Below are 15,894 nucleotides of genomic sequence, written 5' to 3' on the forward strand. Positions count from 1 at the left end.
CCTTATAGGGCGTTATTGAAACGCAGGCATGACCTCGTTGATGAACCGCTCCAGTGACGCTTTCTTGCGCTCGAAGCTCATCGAACTGTCGATCCAGAACGAATATTCATCATAACCCAGCGCTTCGTAACCCTTGAGCCGCTCGATCACCTTATCGGCCGTGCCGATCACCAGATCCCGCTCCATCGCTTCGGGCGAGTAGAACGGGTGGTTTGCGATGTCTTCTTCAGTCAGCGGATCAATCAGCCCCTGCGTGACCTCACGCTTGTTCATGAACCAAGCGCCGAAGTAGCAGTAGAAACGGTTGAGTTCTTCCGCGCCCAGCTTGGTGTCGGCCTCATCCGCAGCCACATAGGTATGTTGCAACAGCATGACTTTCGGGCGCGGAATGTCGGCGAATTTCTCGCAAGCCGCGTTGAACTTGCTCATCAGGTCGGCAACCTCTTCGTCGCCTTTCCACAGCGGGGTGACCTGTACGTTGCATCTGTTGGAGACCGCAAATTCATGGCTGTTCGGGTCGCGGGCGGCAACCCAGATCGGTGGTCCGTCTTCCTGTACAGGCTGCGGAGAAGATGTGGTTTTCGGGAACTGGTGAAACTCGCCATTGTGCTCATAATCACCTTTCCACAGGGCCTTCACCGCAGGCACCAATTCGCGCAGGCGCTGGCCCGCTTCCCAGGCGTCCATTCCGGGCATAAGCCGCTCATATTCGTATTCGTAAGCGCCGCGGGCGATGCCAAGCTCCAGCCGCCCCTCGGTGATGATGTCTGTCATCGCCGCTTCACCCGCCAGTCGGATCGGGTGCCAGAAAGGGGCAATCACCGTGCCGGTGCCCAGACGTACATTCTCGGTGTGTCGCGCCACGTCGATCAGGTTCAGCATCGGGTTCGGCGCGATGGTGAAATTCATCCCGTGATGTTCACCGGTCCAGATTGCATGCATCCCGCCACGGTCGGCGATTTTGCACAGCTCGATGAACTCGTCATACAGCTGTTTCTGATCCTGATCGGGGGAAATGCGCTCCATGTGCGCAAATAGCGAAAACTTCATTCGGGTTTGCTCCCTTGCGACAGTGGGCGGACTTTGCCGCTCACTTGATTGCCATAATACACACCGAAATTCCCCATACGGGCCTCCTGAGCGAACCGTTCCAGCATGGTGCACATGGCGGGATCCGCGATGTCCATCAGGGTGGATTGGTTGAGCTCGGTGAAAAGACCGCGAGAGGGCGAGCCTTCTGTAGCCTGACAGAGGAACGAGATGTGCTGATTTTCGCGCGCTTCATCTTCGTAGACGGAATAGATGAACCCAGGATCGGCGGTGATACCAAGATCATCAATCAAACGGGTCAGGGCGGCAGAGGCCCCGTCTTTTCTCACTTTGGCTTCGGGCAGGGTAAGACGCCCATCGCCCGCATCGACGAGAAGGATCTTGCCGTCCTGTTCGATGAGGGCGGACACCATCAGGTTGGCCTGATTGCTCAAGGCATCCACCTCGGCGGCGGGGGTCACATAGGCCCCGCGTGCATAGCCCAGACCGGGGGCGGTGTCGTTTTCAAAAGCCTCGACCTTGCCGATCAGGATCAGATGGTCGCCTGCATCTATTGTGTTGAACATGGAGCAGTCAAACCATGCGGAGGTGCCCACAAAAACCGGGGAGCCATGTGGGCCATCCAACCAATCCACCGCGGCAAACCGGTCCTCGACCGGGCGGGCAAAGGTGTTAGAAACCTCGATTTGCCCTTCGGAGAGGATGTTCACGGCAAATCCCTGTGTTGCCGAGAAGGTTTCGTAATTGCTTGATGTATTGGCAAGGCAGACCAGCACAAGGGGCGGATCGAGCGAGACAGATGTGAAGGAGTTGGCCGTGAACCCGACGGGGTTGCCTTCGGTATCTTTGGTGGTGACCACGGTCACACCGGTCATGAAGGCGCCAAAGGCATTGCGCAGGGCGCGGGGATCGATCTCGGTCATGATGTCTCTCCTTCGGTTGTCAGCCAATCCGCAAGGGCCGCATTTACTGCGTCGGGGGCGGTTAGATTGACCATGTGGCGATGGCCTTTGATCACCATAGCACGACCCAAGGGTGCGGCTTCAGCCATGGCGCGTGACATGGCAGGGGTAGAGTTCAGATCACCGTCTCCGGTGATGGCCAGAAACGGGCAGGGGATGTCCGAAATGCGATCGGCATAGGTGTCATCCCCACGTGCAAAGGCGCCATAGGCGGTGGCATATCCGCCCAAATCCACCTCGCTCAGCCAGCCAGATACCTGCCTGCGTGCGGTTTGTTCAATCGGGCTGTCCCCAAACCAGCGGGTCAGAGGTGTTTCCAAGTCGAAACCGCCGGAGCGGATCACATCGGCGCGTGCGATGACCGCATTGCGAGCCTCATTTGTGCGTCGGAAAACCCCATTGAGCAAAGCCACACGGGTGAGTTTTTCTGGGTGAGTGGCGGCGTATCCTGCAGCGATCAACGCCCCCATGGAATGCCCTGCAAGGCATACGTGCTCAAGTTCAAGCGCGGTGATGGATGCGTCCAACCAGTCAATAAAATCAGCTAGTTGTGCGTTTTCAGGAAGGGGAGAACTCCCTCCATGCCCCGGCATGTCCAGTGCAATGACACGATGTGTGGCAGATAAGGCCGCGATCTGCGGTCCCCATGCTTCTGACTGCATGCCTACGCCATGAAGCAGTACCAACGGCGCGCCAGAGCCCGCTTCACGGCAAGACAATGTGCCGTAGTGATCAGACAGCTGCAGGGTTGTCGACGTCATGACCCAGTTCCTTAAGATCCTGATAGCGATCGCCGATGCGGTGATGTGGACGACCGCCAATCGATGCCCCCAGCGCCACCACGATTTCGTCCGGGCCGGGGGCGTCGGCCACTTGCAGCGCGATGGTCAGGTAGTGGCTGCGTTTGCCACCGTCGTTTTTGTCCATCAGCGGGATCTGCAGTGGGGCATTTGCAGGCCCGCGTGTGTTGGTGAAAGCCAGATAGGATTTTGCCCCTACGGCTTCGCGATAATGGTTGCCGAAACGCAGCGTGTGGATGAGGGCCGAGGCGTGCTCCACCTCGCCATTCAACCCAACAATAGCGGACTTTCCATATCCTTCTACCTTGTCGCCACCGCCCGCGGCGTCCAGCACCATCTTGGTCAGCAATTCGCCCAGTCCCGGTGCGCAATCATGGATTTCTGGGCGCAGATCTTCGACAAACCCTTGGCCTGCCCAAGGGTTTTGGATCACGGCAATAGCCGCAATCATTTTCAGTGGCGTCTCGGCCGCTTTGCCCCCTTCAATCAGGGTTTCTTCGACATGCAGCAGTGTTTTGCGGATTTCAGCGGGCATGGGGGACCTTTCTCGATTCGTTGGCGGTAGGATGGTATACCATTATACAATAAGTCAATATGATCTTGCCCGATGACCCCTGCGCTGCTAACACATCCCCCATGACCAAAAGCATCCTTGCCCCGATCGATCAGCCCCCAATGACCCTGCGCGACATGGTGCAGGAACGTATGCGCGACGCGATCATTGAAGGGCATTTCAAACCCGGAGAGCGGCTGGTGGAACGCCCCCTTTGCGATCAGCTTGGCGTCAGTAGAACCGTAATTCGTGAGACAATTCGGTATCTTGAGGCGGAAGGGCTGGTGGAAATCCTGCCGGGGCGCGGCCCGATTGTTGCGACCATGAACCGCGAGGATGCGCGTCAGATCTACGACATCCGGCGGATGCTCGAGACCTATGCGGCCGAAACCTGTGCACGCCAGATCACGCCGGATCGGGTGAAGATGTTACGAGAGGCGCTGGAAAATCTGCAAGCAGCGCGGAAGGAAAAAACACCGGGGGCATTGTTCCGCGCCTCGTCAGATTTCTATTCCGTGATCTTTGAAGGGGCCGGGCATCACATTGCGTGGGAGATCGTGCAGCGCTTGAACGGGCGGATCAGTCGGCTGAGAATGATGACGCTGTCTTCCACGGATCGCGCACAGCCCGGACAGGTGCATATGCAGGCGATCTGTGATGCCATCACCGCTGGGGATCCGATGGCCGCTCGGCAAGCCGTTGGCCGTCATTTGGATGACACCGCGGCGATTGCGGATCGACTATTGGCGGAAGATGAGGCGGAGGAATAATCGTGCCAAAAGCCTATTGGATTGCCAATGTAACCGTGACAGATCCCGATAAATACACAGACTATCAAGCGCTTGCTCCAGAAGCCTTTGCCGCCCACGGAGCAAGATTTCTGGCGCGCGGAGATGCGGAGACGCTTGAAGGAACGCCTTGGCAACGCCGTGTTGTGATCGAATTTGACAGCCTCGAGGCGGCGCGTGCTTGCTATGAAAGCGATGCGTACCAAGCCGCAAGAACCCATCGTGAGGGCGCATGTGAGGCGGATATTGCAATTATTGAAGGGCTGGAGTGAGCCCCCTGAAAGGACACAAGATGAGCGATCTCTTTGAGACCGGGCTTGCGCAGCGCAAAGCCACGTTAGGCGCTGAATATGTTGAGAAAAACCTTGCAGCCGCTGATGAGTTTACCCGTCCGTTTCAGGAGGCGATGACTGAATGGTGCTGGGGGTTTGGCTGGGGCGATGAGGCAATTGATGCCAAGACCCGCTCGCTTATGAACCTGTCGATGATCGGTGCGCTGGGCAAGATGCATGAATGGGAATTGCACCTGAATGGCGCGATCAACAATGGCGTCACCTTCGAAGAAATCCGCGCTGCCATCCATGTGATTGCGATCTACTGCGGGGTTCCGCAGGGCGTCGAATGTTTTCGGATTGCACGTAAGGTGTTGACAGAAAGAGGTCTTTTGCCCGTCGAAGAGCAACCCTAGAGCGCGTCGGTCTGGTAAAGCTTGATCCGCAACCCGCCATGATCCACTGGCGGACCGGGGGGCAAAAGCGGCAAACCGGTCGCTTTGGCAAGCCCGCCATCTGATGTGATGATCCCCACGCGCCAACCGGAAAACCGCTCTTTCATCACCTGACCCAGCCGCCCGTGCAGGGCAAAAAGCTGGCGTTTATCGCCAATCCGTTCGCCATAGGGTGGGTTTACGATGACAATTCCGGGGGGGCAGTCGGGGCGCTCAAGATCGCTGATTGCGGCGTGCGTGAATTGGGTGATCTCTTCGACGCCCGCAGCTTTGGCGTTCCGCTGGCTGTTCTTGATGGCGCCCGCGTTGCGATCTGAACCAAAGAAGCGGGGCGGCAAATCTTTAAAGTTTTTAAAGCCCTGTGCTTCCCGTTCTTTAATGTTTTTAAAGGTCTCAGGATCAAAACTTGCAAGTTTTTCGAAGGCAAAGCTCCGGTCGCGACCGGCCATCAGCCCCGCGGCCCATTCCGCCGCTTCGATCACAAACGTACCTGACCCGCACATCGGATCGAGCACCGTTTGCGATCCGTCAAACCCCATCTCGCGCAGGAATAGCGCCGCCAGTGTTTCGCGCATCGGCGCCTTGCCGGTGGCGGTCTTGTGGCCGCGCTTGTGCAGGCTGTCACCTGATGTGTCGAGGCTGATCGTGCAGCGGTCTTTTTCGATCCGAACCTTCACGATGATCTCGGCATCGGATGAAATTTGCGCACCGACCACGTCGACCAAAGCCTTTTCAATCCGTTCACTGGCCGCACGGTCGTGATAGATCTTGGATTTGCGGCAGGTGGTTTCAACCTTCACCGTTGCCCCTTGCGGCAACACAGACGCCCAGTCGACCTGATGCGCTTTTTTGTCGAGCTGAGACAGATGGGCCACTGAAAACTGGCCGATCCGCATCAAAACCCGTGTCGCACCGCGCAGCACAAGATTGGCGCGCCAGACCTCTTGCCAGCGCCCTTGAAACACAACACCTCCGGGCACCGCCTTGGGGGCGGAAAACCCCGAGGACAGGGCCTCGGTCCGCAATGCCTGCTCCAACCCCGGAGCGGCGACAAGGAAAATTTCCAACCGTGCTTGTGTCATGGGGGCGGTGTAGCGGGTCGTGCGCCGGAGGGAAAGAGAGGAGTGCCCCTGCCTGCCGCGCGGTGCATTGAAAAGGGGCCACGTAAAAACGTGGCCCCTTTCTTATTTCTCGTCAGCTTTTTTGCCGAAAAGATTAAATCCGGAATCCGGATAACGCTTCATGAGAACTTTCCCGATCAAAGCGGCCGAGAATACCAATAACAGTGCCTTTGCGATACCGAGCATCATGTGATCAACTCCTTATCCCTCATTAGTCACAAGGCTTGTCTATTTCACATAGGAGGCAAGAAAGTGGCCATTTTTTGAAAAATTCGCGCTAAGGGAGATCTGGGCAGAGTGATATGCATCCGGATGGGACCGTGGAGAGGCGCACCGTGATGATTGACCTGTGCTGCATTTGCTTGCAGATTTGCGATCTGTTTCGTTTGAGATGAAGTCAATGAATTGCAATTACAGTGATAAATGTATTGGCTTGCGGCACGCGGTTTAAGAAAGTGTATTTATGATTGCTGACAAGAACTCCAAAAACACCATGGATGCACCCGAATACGGCGTTACACCCAATCTGGCCTCATTCCAGACGGAAATAGGGGCGTGATGCCGACACCGCGCACAGGTCGCCTTATCGCTGTTGTCGGCCCTTCAGGAGTTGGCAAGGACAGCGTGATGCAGGCATTGGCCACCGCAACTGATTTCCGCATCGGACGTCGTGTGATCACCCGACCTTCCGAGGCAGGAGGGGAGCGGTTTGAAAGCTGTGATGACACCGCCTTTGAGAAGGATCTTCTGGCAGGCCGCTTTGCCCTGCACTGGCAAGCGCATGGTCTGCGCTACGGCGTCCCGAAGGCGGAATTGGCCCGTTTGAAGCAGGGACGCACGGTTCTGGTGAACCTGTCGCGCACCGTGCTTGCTGAAGCGCAGGCAAAATTTCCCCAATCTGTGATCAGCCTGACAGCCTCACCAGAAGTCTTGGCAAAACGGCTGGCAGCCCGCGGACGGGAAAGTGAGGATGGCATTGCCAGACGGCTGGCGCGCAGGGTGGCGCTCCCAGTGGGAGTGAACGCAATTGAGGTGACGAATGACGGGCCGTTGGTGGATACGGTTCACACCATCCTGTCAGCCCTTGCGGATCAGACCGCGCCTGATGCGCCGAGCGCAATGCGCGAGATTTCGTGAAAATTTCCAGCCGCGTCTTCTCCCACCAGTGTCAAATCCCCAATCGTGAACGGACAGGGGAGGAGCGGGGTCAGTATTGGCTCCAGCGTGGAGGAGATCCGCCCGGCGTGGTCGACGTCGAGCTTCCCAGTCAGGGTCAGGTGAAATCTGAATTCGTCAAACAGATAGGGGTAGCCCCATGTGAGCAGCATCTCCTCCTGTCTGGGCGTCAACCCCGCCCTGCGGCGACGGGCGAGTTCCTGATCCGTGGCCGGGGCGCGGAAATGGTCCAGCGTTGCCACCATATGTCCGGCGAGCTGGGCCACCGGGGTCTGATCTCCATCAACGACCAGGGCAAGGAAACCGCCGATCCGAGAGAGTTTCAGGCCGGGCAGCGTGACCGGTGGCCGCTCTTGTGCCGCACGCTGAAAGGCGTGGGTCAGGCTTGCGGCATCAGCGCCCTGTGCCAGGTGAAACGGGGGTTTGATCGTAGCGTGAAAACCGTATCTGCGGGGGTTCTGTGTGACCTCGGAAATCTCTTTCGCAGGAAGACCCGGCAGGTCGGGGTGGGGCGTTTCCTGTCCACGGGACATGTCCCAGCCCAACCAGCGAGCGCCAAAATCTGCCAATGGGCCCGGCGTCGGCGTGTAATAGATCGCAAAGCGACTGAATTTCATCTCACCCTCTCTGGCCTGATGTTGCGATTGGCTTATTTCTAATGGCAACGCCTGACAGCTGATTGCCATATCGGGGCCTTCACCAATAACGGTCTTGATCTGAAGAATGGCAAGATCAACTGACGACAGCCCCCGCGGAACGTTGCACACCTTTGACGCGATGACGTCAGCTTTCACACCCATGAGAGGTGTCCGGTCAGGCAGCTTCATCTCAAACATAAGGCCAAACATCTGGAATGCCTAAGTCATTGTCGGCGCTGCGGACCGAGCGACCATACGCCCCTTGCCTAATACATCACCTAATGCAAACTTGTGGCAGGAGGAGAGACGTCGTTTCACCGCTGGGTCCGTTGGGAAACGGAACAGCGCTGCATAATGTTGTGGGAGGAGTGTGCCATGACGTCCAAGACCACAGGTTCTACACCACCGGACGATCTGACGCCTGAGCATCAGGCCGCGCCCGAGATCTATAAGGTGACTGCGGGTGACATCACCGCATCGCTGAAGGCCGGTGTTTCCGACTTTCTTGCTCGCCCCGTCATGAGCGGCTTCTTTGGTCTATTTTATGCGGTTTTTGGCTGTCTGTTTGTTTGGAGCATGGTCTGGCTCGAAATGATCTGGATGATCATTCCCGCCGTTGTAGGCTTTCCGCTGGTGGCGCCTTTCGCCGCTGCCGGGCTTTATGAAATGTCCCGCCGGTTGCAGAAGGGAGAGAGTTTCGGCTGGTCCGAAATCCTCACCGTCATTGCCAAGCAAAGCAAGCGTGAAATGGGCTGGATGGCCTTTGTCACCCTGTTCATTTTCTGGGTGTGGATGTACCAGGTTCGGCTTTGGCTGGCGATCATATTGCAGGACGCATCCTTCTCGGATTTTGAAGGGTTTTTGAACGTCGTGTTCTTCACACCAGAGGGCTGGACCTTCCTTGCAATTGGCACCTGCGCAGGTGCAATCCTGTCGGCTGTGCTGTTTTCGGTGACTGTCGTCGCTATGCCCATGCTGCTTGAACGGAAGATCGATTTCATCACCGCCATGCTCACGTCCGTTCGCGTGGTCACGGAAAGCCCGGTGGTCATGCTCACCTGGGCGGCGATCATCTCGGTCACCACGCTGGTGTCTCTGGTTCCGGCGTTTCTGGGCCTGATCTTCACCTTGCCGATCCTTGGCCATACCACATGGCATCTTTATCAGCGGGCCGTGCAACCAATGGAGGGGTGATCAATCCAACCAGTACCTTAAGGGGCTACTACCTTAAGGGGCTACGTGCTTTTTCATCCCGCAGGTGATCATTCCTCACGGACACCAACATGGACACCAAAAGTGACCGACGCTCATTCTCTGATCTGGTGAAGCGGCATAACGGGCCATGACGGGGGCTGACATGGCAAAAAAACCGAAATGCCCATACGTCCTCTATCTTTCAGCCACCTTTCGCCTGTCTCGCCCTTGTTCCCGCGCGGCGGGGCCGTTATCTCTGCTCGAAAGGAGCGGTTCATGGCGAGACGACAGAATGCTGGGATGGACATCGACGAGCGCGAGAAGTCCAGACGGATAGGAGCGCTTGGCGGGCTGTGGCCCTTCATGGCCCCCCAAAAATTGTGGATCCTTGCGGCTTTTGTCGCGCTGGTCTTCACGGCCGGCATTTCGCTGATCCTGCCGATCGCTGTGCGCCGCGTGGTGGACGGGTTCGGCGAGGCGACGCCGCATTTGCTTGACCGGTATTTCCTGGCAGCTCTCGTGGTGGCGGCGATGCTCGCGGTGGGAACGGGGCTGCGGTATTACCTCGTGACCCGTCTGGGCGAACGTGTTGTGGCGGATATCCGCAAGGCAGTGTTTGACCGCGTGGTGGGGATGAGCCCGGCCTTTTACGAAAAGGTCATGACCGGCGAAGTGCTGAGCCGGATCACCACCGACACGACGCTGATCCTGTCGGTGATCGGGTCCTCGGTCTCGGTTGCGCTGCGCAATACGTTCATCTTTATCGGTGGGCTTATTCTGATGCTGTTTACCTCGGCCAAGCTAACCGGGCTGGTGCTGCTTTTGGTGCCGATTGTCGTGGTTCCGATCATCTTGCTGGGGCGCAAGCTGCGCAATCTGGGGCGCGAGAATCAGGAGTGGATCGCCAAAAGCTCGGGCAATGCGTCTGAGGCGCTTTTGTCAGTGCAGACTGTGCAGGCGTTCACCCATGAGGATCTAAGCCGGAAGGAATTCTCCGAGTTTACCGAATCCAGTTTTGACAGCGCGCGCGTGCGCATCACCACCCGTGCAATCATGACCGTGATTGTGATCACCCTGATTTTTTCCGGCGTGGTGGGCATCTTGTGGATCGGGATGCATGACGTGACCGAGGGCGGCATGTCGATTGGTGCATTGGTACAGTTCGTGATCTATTCGGTCATGGTGGCGGGCGCCGTTGGGGCGCTTTCGGAAATCTGGTCCGAGCTGCAACGCGCGGCCGGTGCCACGGAACGTCTGGTCGAGCTTTTGAATGCGGAGGATGACGTGCAGGACCCGGCCCAGCCGGTGGCCATCACCGCGCGGCCCGAAGGCGCGATCACGTTTGAGAATGTGACCTTTCACTATCCGGCCCGTCCGAATTTTGCGGCCCTTGAAGGGGTGAACCTCGATGTGAAACCCGGTGAGACCGTCGCACTTGTCGGCCCGTCGGGCGCGGGCAAATCCACCATCATCCAGCTTTTGCAACGCTTCTATGATCCGGCCACCGGTTCGGTGAAGCTGGATGGGGTCGACCTGCGCGACATGCGTCGGGACCAATTCCGGCAGCATATGGCGTTGGTACCACAGGATGCGGTGGTCTTTGCCACATCGGCGCGCGAGAACATTCGTTTCGGTCGCCCTGACGCCACCGATGCCGAGGTCGAGGCGGCCGCAAAAGCTGCTGCCGCTCATGACTTCCTGATACGACTGCCCGAAGGTTATGACACTTATGTGGGCGAACGCGGCGTGATGTTGTCAGGGGGGCAGAAGCAACGCATTGCGATTGCCCGTGCGATCCTGCGCGATGCTCCGGTCCTGCTTCTTGATGAGGCAACCTCGGCACTGGATGCCAAGAGCGAGCTTCTTGTGCAGGCCGCGGTTGATGAGTTGGCGCAGGGGCGCACCACATTGATTGTGGCACACCGTCTGGCCACGGTGAAAAAGGCCGACCGGATCGTCGTATTCGACGAAGGTGAAATCGTTGCACAGGGCACCCACGACGAGCTGGTTGAGCAGGATGGGCTTTACGCGCATCTGGCGCGATTGCAGTTCACCGAGGGTCTTGAGATGCCTAACCCTGCGTAAACTTGAGAAAATTCATGAATTTTTGGGCTATCCTACCCAGGATGGCCCATTTTTTTGCAAAGTGACGTGACTGCACTTTACTTCCACGTCACGTTCCCCTTGCCCAGTGAGGTATTTGTCATCATGCTCGCGGTGATCAAACGACCTCATAAATGGGGCAGGGAGGAAGAAGAATGTATAATTTTGGCTCAATGAGTGACCGGGATGCGGTTGAGGCCGAAATAAAGTGGGACGAGCGCGATAAACCGGCGACCCTTTACCAGATGCTCGAACGCACGGCGAATAAGTTTCCGGACCGTCCGGCGGCTTCGTTTCAGCTGACATCCGGCCCGACGGATGCCAAGGAAACGGTCACTTGGCGCGAGATGCTGGAACGGTCCTGCCAGGCGGCGAACCTGTTCCGCTCGCTGGGCGTAGGTGAGAATGATGTGGTTGCCTATCTGCTGCCCAATTCGAACGAGACAATGTACACGCTGATGGGCGGGGGAATTGCCGGGATCGTGAACCCGATCAACCCGCTTCTCGATGCTGAACAGGTGGCGGGTATTCTGCGCGAAACCAATGCCAAGGTGCTTGTCACCCTGCGCGCGTTTCCCAAGGCCGAGGTGGCCCAGCTTGCCAATGAAGCCGTGGCGATGGCGCCCAATGTAAAGACGGTGCTCGAGATTGACCTCAACAAATACCTGAGCCCACCGAAAAGCTGGATTGTTCCGCTGGTGCGCCCGAAAGTGCCGGTCAAGCACAATGCGCGCGTGTTGAACTTTAACGCGGAGCTGGCCAAGCAGAACAAGGTGCTGGATTTCACTGAAAGTGGTGAGGACCGCGTGGCGGCCTACTTCCACACCGGTGGCACAACCGGCACGCCGAAAGTGGCGCAGCACAAGAACTCTGGCATGGTCTATAACGGCTGGCTGGGCGCGAACCTTCTGTTCAACGAAAAAGACGTGATCATGTGTCCGCTGCCGCTGTTCCACGTGTTTGCGGTGCACGTGATCTGGATGTCCTGCCTGATGTCAGGCGCGCATTTCGTGCATCCGACCCCGGCCGGCTATCGCGGAGATGGTGTCTTTGACAACTTCTGGAAACTGATCGAGCGCTACAAAGTCACCTTCATGATCACCGTGCCGACCGCGATTTCCGCGCTGATGCAGCGCCCGGTGGATGCGGATGTGTCGACACTCAAGACCGCGTTTTCGGGATCAGCCCCGCTGCCGATCGAGCTTTACAACCGCTTTGTAGACGCAACCGGCGTGAATATCGTCGAAGGTTATGGCCTGACCGAGGCCACCTGCCTCGTGTCCTGTAACCCGCCTGCGGGGGACAAGAAAGTCGGCTCGGTTGGTGTGCCGTTCCCCTATTGCGAGGTGAAGATTCTGTCCTGCGACGAAAGCGGTACGATCCTCAAGGAGCATGGTGTGGATGAAGTGGGTGAGATCTGCCTGACCAACCCCGGTGTGTTTACCGGAAATACCTACACCGAAGCCGCAAAGAACGCTGGCATGTTTGCCGGTGGCACCTATATGCGCACCGGAGATCTTGGGCGTCTGGACGAGGACGGATACCTCTGGATTACGGGGCGTGCGAAAGACCTGATCATCCGGGGTGGCCACAATATTGATCCGGCAGAGATCGAAGAATGTCTGGCAGGTCATGAGGCCATCGCAATGGTGGGTGCCATTGGTCAGCCCGACGCCTATTCGGGTGAACTTCCCTGCGCGTATGTAGAGCTTGTGGCCGGTGGGCAGACCACCCCCGAAGAGCTGCGGGACTATGCCAAGACGCATATCCACGAGAAAGCCGCCCTGCCGAAATATATCGAGATCCTGGATGAGCTGCCGAAAACCGCTGTTGGCAAGGTGTTCAAACCGGATCTGCGCAAGAAAGCCATCGCGCGGATTTATGACAAAGCGCTGGCCGATGCGGGGCACGACGCCTTCGTTGCCGAAGTGATCGACGATAAGAAGCGCGGGTTGATTGCGCGACTGCGTGCCACGGGCGAGGTGGATTACGAAGCTGTCAGCCATTGTCTGGGTGAGTTTACCCGTCCCTTCGAGTGGATGGACTGACCCCGCCGATGGGTTGATCGAAACACCTCTCTGAAAACATCAAACATCCCCGTGCTGCCACGGGGATGTTATTTTTTTGGGCTGTGGGATCTTGATCTAGAACCGCCATATCCCGCGCAGATGCACGGTGGTGGCGTCGATAGCATTGGCAGACCCATTAAAGCTGGAAAACTCGTGGTACAGTACTTCAGCCCCAAATGAGAACCGGTCGGAAATCCGTTGTTCATATCCTGCACCTACGAAAAAACCCCCATCGCTGCCAAGCGAACTGGTTGAGGCATGGGCATAACCAGCGGTGCCATAGATCAGCCCGCTGCCAACTTTACGCCCGCCGCGTGCTTTGACGCGCAGTATGTTTTCGAGCGTCGTGGCCGTGCCAACGTCAATCTCTGCAAAGTCGTAGTCGAGGCCAACGCCGAGAACCCAATCACCCATGTCAAAATCATAACCTGCAATGATGCCGCCAATAATGCCATCACCATTGGCCGCGCCAACAGACGCGTTCACATCGCCATAGCCGATCTGGGCACCGACATAGGGACCGGTCCAATCGGGGGTTGAGGCGCGGGAAATCTCTGTGAAAACAGGAGGAGATGAGACGTTGGGGGCATCCAGAGTGCCAGCCTGTACAGTTCCGGCTGTCGTGGCAACCAAACCAATCGCGATCACGGCAGAGAGCGCAGTGTTTTGAAGCGATATATGCATAGCGTCCGTCCTTTCTGTCTGGAACTGGATCGTTCGGTCCGCAGACAGTTTTGCCGGATACATGCCAGCACGAAACGTACCGGTCGCGTGCTCCGGCAGTTTGTGACACCTGACGCTATAATATCAGAAAATGCGTCAACCTTCCAGAAACCGGCGGGCGGAGGGGGGCGGCATAAAAAGGGCGCATCCCTGCGCCCTTTAGATCTAATGCTCAGGCAGTGCCTGTTTTAGTGCAGTTTCGAAGTCAGATTGATGGTCACAACCTGATTGTCGACTCCATCGAGATGCATCACCCGACCGGCTGCATGCGCATCCAGCCTCAGCCGTTTGGCAAAGCGAGGCCAGGCCGCGGGGATCAATCCAAGCACCTGGGTTGCCCCCAGTTCGCGGGCGGATTTGGTCATCTCGCTGATCAGCATCCCATGCACGATATTGCGAATGCGCTGCGGCGTATCATGGGCGACAAAAACGCGACTCGATTCCCAGATGTTTTCTGCCATCGGGGCCTCGCCATACAGCAAATCCTGCGGGATTGAATCCAGCAGCCCGCGCTGCGCATCGCGGATCATGTAGGTATAGATCCCGCAGCTTGTGGTGGTGGGGGTCAGGCGAATGCCGGCCAGAATACGGCCGAACTCATGTACCGCGACCCAGCGACTGGCTGGTGTGTCGTATTGGTCGTATTCCATGCCCATCGCTTCGGGCAGGTCCCAATTGTTTTGCACAATGAAGCTTTGCCGTCTAGCGCGAAGAAGATTCGCAAAAAGCTCGCCATGGTTGTGTAAGTTTTCGAACGAAAGAGTGGTGGTTTGCATGTTCCCTCCAGGTTTGGTTGAGCAAATAGGCAAATCCTGTGGCAGCGGAGTTTGCCCGGGGTGGCCGTCTGACTTGCTAAATCAGACGGTAATCTTTGGCGCGCTGAATCGCTTCTGCGGATGTCCGCGCAAATAGTTTCTTACGGGCTGAGGTCAGCCGCGCTTTTAAAGCACTTTCCGAAATACCCAACAGGGCGGCGCCATTAGCATACCGCTCTCCCGAGGCGAGGATTTGCAGCGCCTCGATCTCGGCCGGGGTCAGGCTGTCAGGGGGTTGGCTTTCATGATGCAGTCGCAGGATCACACCGCTAATGGTTGCGATCTCTTCATCGGTAAATTCGCGGTCACCGCGGGCCACGCTGGCCACAGTGCGCGAGGTCATCGGCCCACAGGAGACACAGACGCCATAGATCAGGCCAAACTCCTTGGCTTGATCCATGATTCCGAACGGATCAGGAAGTGCAATGTCGCTCCAGCGGATGGCGCCGGTATGAGAAATGCCCGTGGCGATTAGCGGATCGCGCAGGGCATAGGCGTTTTGGGTGTAATGGTCGGTCCAGGCCTGTGGAAAGGTCTGGAAGGTCATGAGCGGAGAGGCAAATCGAATGTGCAATCCAATAAAATACCCCGCCTGAGCCAAGGGGGCCAACTCGGATAACAAAGAATCGATACTCTGATTTCGTCCCATGGTTAAATTCTGTTTACCTTAGTGGATCATTACAACCCAAAATTGCGACCTGCCGTGGGGTAATCCGCTTTAGGTCGTGATTTTATAGGGGGAACGGACGCTATGTGGGATGTTTACCGCAATTGAGACCAAAAGACATAACAATCATCGGCGTCGGCCGAGTGAAAAAAAGGTCAGACTTTCAAGGGGAAGATGGTGCTGTGAGGGAGGATTGAACTCCCGACCTCACCCTTACCAAGGGTGCGCTCTACCACTGAGCTACCACAGCATCTCTGTTGTGGGGCGGGGAATAATCATATTCGACGAAGGGCGCAAGCCCCTTCTGGACCCTTTTTTTCGTCTGGGGTAAATAATTCGGCATGGAAAAGAAAAACGCACCTGCAAAGCCCAGTAAAAAAGGGCAAACTCGCGAAGATCGGTTGAAAGCTGCGCTGAAGGCAAATATGGGCCGACGCAAGGCGCAGGCCCGTGTACGGGCAGTAAACAAGGCTGATCAGGCCGAAACCGAGAATAAAGATTAAGAGAG

18 protein-coding genes and 1 tRNA gene are annotated in these 15,894 nt (G+C 57.1%); 8 read left to right on the plus strand and 11 right to left on the minus strand.

Annotation, left to right across the window (positions count from 1 at the left end):
* Positions 1–12 precede the first annotated feature (12 nt).
* The 4 genes from O2N63_RS06670 to O2N63_RS06685 are packed head-to-tail and all read right to left on the minus strand — an operon-like array spanning position 13 to position 3,347.
* The gene (locus tag O2N63_RS06670; RefSeq protein ID WP_271053482.1) at positions 13–1,050 is read right to left on the minus strand and encodes an LLM class flavin-dependent oxidoreductase; all 1,038 of its coding nucleotides are present in this window, start codon (positions 1,048–1,050) and stop codon (positions 13–15) included.
* On the minus strand, positions 1,047–1,973 hold the full coding sequence (locus tag O2N63_RS06675; RefSeq protein ID WP_271053483.1) for a flavin reductase: 927 nt from the start codon (positions 1,971–1,973) through the stop codon (positions 1,047–1,049). The genes O2N63_RS06670 and O2N63_RS06675 overlap by 4 nt, the downstream gene beginning before the upstream one ends.
* Entirely contained in the window at positions 1,970–2,773 is an 804-nt protein-coding gene (locus O2N63_RS06680; RefSeq protein ID WP_271053484.1) for an alpha/beta fold hydrolase, read from the minus strand. The genes O2N63_RS06675 and O2N63_RS06680 overlap by 4 nt, the downstream gene beginning before the upstream one ends.
* Positions 2,745–3,347, minus strand: coding sequence for an amino acid synthesis family protein (locus O2N63_RS06685; RefSeq protein WP_271053485.1), 603 nt, complete (start codon positions 3,345–3,347; stop codon positions 2,745–2,747). Before O2N63_RS06685 ends, O2N63_RS06680 begins: the two co-directional genes overlap by 29 nt.
* 101 nt (positions 3,348–3,448) lie before the next feature.
* Between O2N63_RS06685 and O2N63_RS06690 the strand changes: the two genes are divergently transcribed.
* From O2N63_RS06690 to O2N63_RS06700, 3 genes are read left to right on the plus strand one after another with little or no spacing between them, the layout of a single operon-like run.
* Positions 3,449–4,135, plus strand: a complete 687-nt coding sequence (locus O2N63_RS06690; protein ID WP_271053486.1) for a GntR family transcriptional regulator — start codon at positions 3,449–3,451, stop codon at positions 4,133–4,135.
* A gap of 2 nt (positions 4,136–4,137) precedes the next feature.
* A complete protein-coding gene (locus tag O2N63_RS06695; protein WP_271053487.1) occupies positions 4,138–4,425 on the plus strand; it encodes a DUF1330 domain-containing protein in 288 nt (95 codons plus the stop codon).
* A gap of 20 nt (positions 4,426–4,445) precedes the next feature.
* A complete protein-coding gene (locus tag O2N63_RS06700) occupies positions 4,446–4,841 on the plus strand; it encodes a carboxymuconolactone decarboxylase family protein (protein WP_271053488.1) in 396 nt (131 codons plus the stop codon).
* Here the strand turns inward: O2N63_RS06700 and O2N63_RS06705 are convergent.
* Together O2N63_RS06705 and O2N63_RS06710 are read right to left on the minus strand one after the other, a co-directional pair.
* Positions 4,838–5,962, minus strand: a complete 1,125-nt coding sequence (locus O2N63_RS06705) for a THUMP domain-containing class I SAM-dependent RNA methyltransferase (RefSeq protein ID WP_271053489.1) — start codon at positions 5,960–5,962, stop codon at positions 4,838–4,840. The two genes, O2N63_RS06700 and O2N63_RS06705, sit on opposite strands and share 4 nt — an antisense overlap.
* A 102-nt stretch (positions 5,963–6,064) precedes the next feature.
* Positions 6,065–6,190 (minus strand): hypothetical protein, encoded by a 126-nt coding sequence (locus O2N63_RS06710; protein ID WP_271053490.1) that lies wholly within the window; start codon positions 6,188–6,190, stop codon positions 6,065–6,067.
* Between the two features lie 369 nt (positions 6,191–6,559).
* Here O2N63_RS06710 and phnN point away from each other — a divergent pair, with 369 nt between their 5' ends.
* Positions 6,560–7,138, plus strand: coding sequence for a phosphonate metabolism protein/1,5-bisphosphokinase (PRPP-forming) PhnN (phnN, locus tag O2N63_RS06715; protein ID WP_271053491.1), 579 nt, complete (start codon positions 6,560–6,562; stop codon positions 7,136–7,138).
* Here phnN and O2N63_RS06720 read toward each other — a convergent pair.
* Complete coding sequence (locus O2N63_RS06720) at positions 7,093–8,025, minus strand: DUF1045 domain-containing protein (RefSeq protein WP_333780727.1); 933 nt, start codon at positions 8,023–8,025, stop codon at positions 7,093–7,095. The two genes, phnN and O2N63_RS06720, sit on opposite strands and share 46 nt — an antisense overlap.
* A gap of 165 nt (positions 8,026–8,190) precedes the next feature.
* Here O2N63_RS06720 and O2N63_RS06725 point away from each other — a divergent pair, with 165 nt between their 5' ends.
* The 3 genes from O2N63_RS06725 to O2N63_RS06735 all read left to right on the plus strand — a co-directional run bounded on the left by O2N63_RS06725 (position 8,191) and on the right by O2N63_RS06735 (position 13,160).
* Positions 8,191–9,009, plus strand: a complete 819-nt coding sequence (locus O2N63_RS06725; protein ID WP_271053492.1) for a DUF2189 domain-containing protein — start codon at positions 8,191–8,193, stop codon at positions 9,007–9,009.
* Between the two features lie 276 nt (positions 9,010–9,285).
* Complete coding sequence (locus O2N63_RS06730; protein WP_271053493.1) at positions 9,286–11,094, plus strand: ABC transporter transmembrane domain-containing protein; 1,809 nt, start codon at positions 9,286–9,288, stop codon at positions 11,092–11,094.
* Positions 11,095–11,267: 173 nt separating this feature from the next.
* On the plus strand, positions 11,268–13,160 hold the full coding sequence (locus tag O2N63_RS06735) for an acyl-CoA synthetase (RefSeq protein ID WP_271053494.1): 1,893 nt from the start codon (positions 11,268–11,270) through the stop codon (positions 13,158–13,160).
* 96 nt (positions 13,161–13,256) lie between these two features.
* Here O2N63_RS06735 and O2N63_RS06740 read toward each other — a convergent pair whose 3' ends face one another.
* From O2N63_RS06740 to O2N63_RS06755, 4 genes are all read right to left on the minus strand, one after another.
* Entirely contained in the window at positions 13,257–13,865 is a 609-nt protein-coding gene (locus O2N63_RS06740; RefSeq protein ID WP_271053495.1) for an outer membrane protein, read from the minus strand.
* Positions 13,866–14,092: 227 nt separating this feature from the next.
* On the minus strand, positions 14,093–14,680 hold the full coding sequence (locus tag O2N63_RS06745; RefSeq protein ID WP_271053496.1) for an acyl-homoserine-lactone synthase: 588 nt from the start codon (positions 14,678–14,680) through the stop codon (positions 14,093–14,095).
* Between the two features lie 76 nt (positions 14,681–14,756).
* Complete coding sequence (locus O2N63_RS06750; RefSeq protein WP_271053497.1) at positions 14,757–15,368, minus strand: autoinducer binding domain-containing protein; 612 nt, start codon at positions 15,366–15,368, stop codon at positions 14,757–14,759.
* A gap of 193 nt (positions 15,369–15,561) precedes the next feature.
* Positions 15,562–15,636, minus strand: a tRNA-Thr gene (locus O2N63_RS06755).
* 91 nt (positions 15,637–15,727) lie between these two features.
* Here O2N63_RS06755 and O2N63_RS06760 point away from each other — a divergent pair.
* Positions 15,728–15,889 carry a hypothetical protein gene (locus O2N63_RS06760; protein ID WP_271053498.1) on the plus strand — a complete coding sequence of 54 codons (162 nt, stop codon included), beginning with the start codon at positions 15,728–15,730 and terminating at the stop codon, positions 15,887–15,889.
* Positions 15,890–15,894: the final 5 nt, after the last annotated feature.

Origin of the sequence: Aliiroseovarius salicola (assembly GCF_027891095.1) — a bacterium.
GTDB lineage: Bacteria > Pseudomonadota > Alphaproteobacteria > Rhodobacterales > Rhodobacteraceae > Aliiroseovarius > Aliiroseovarius salicola.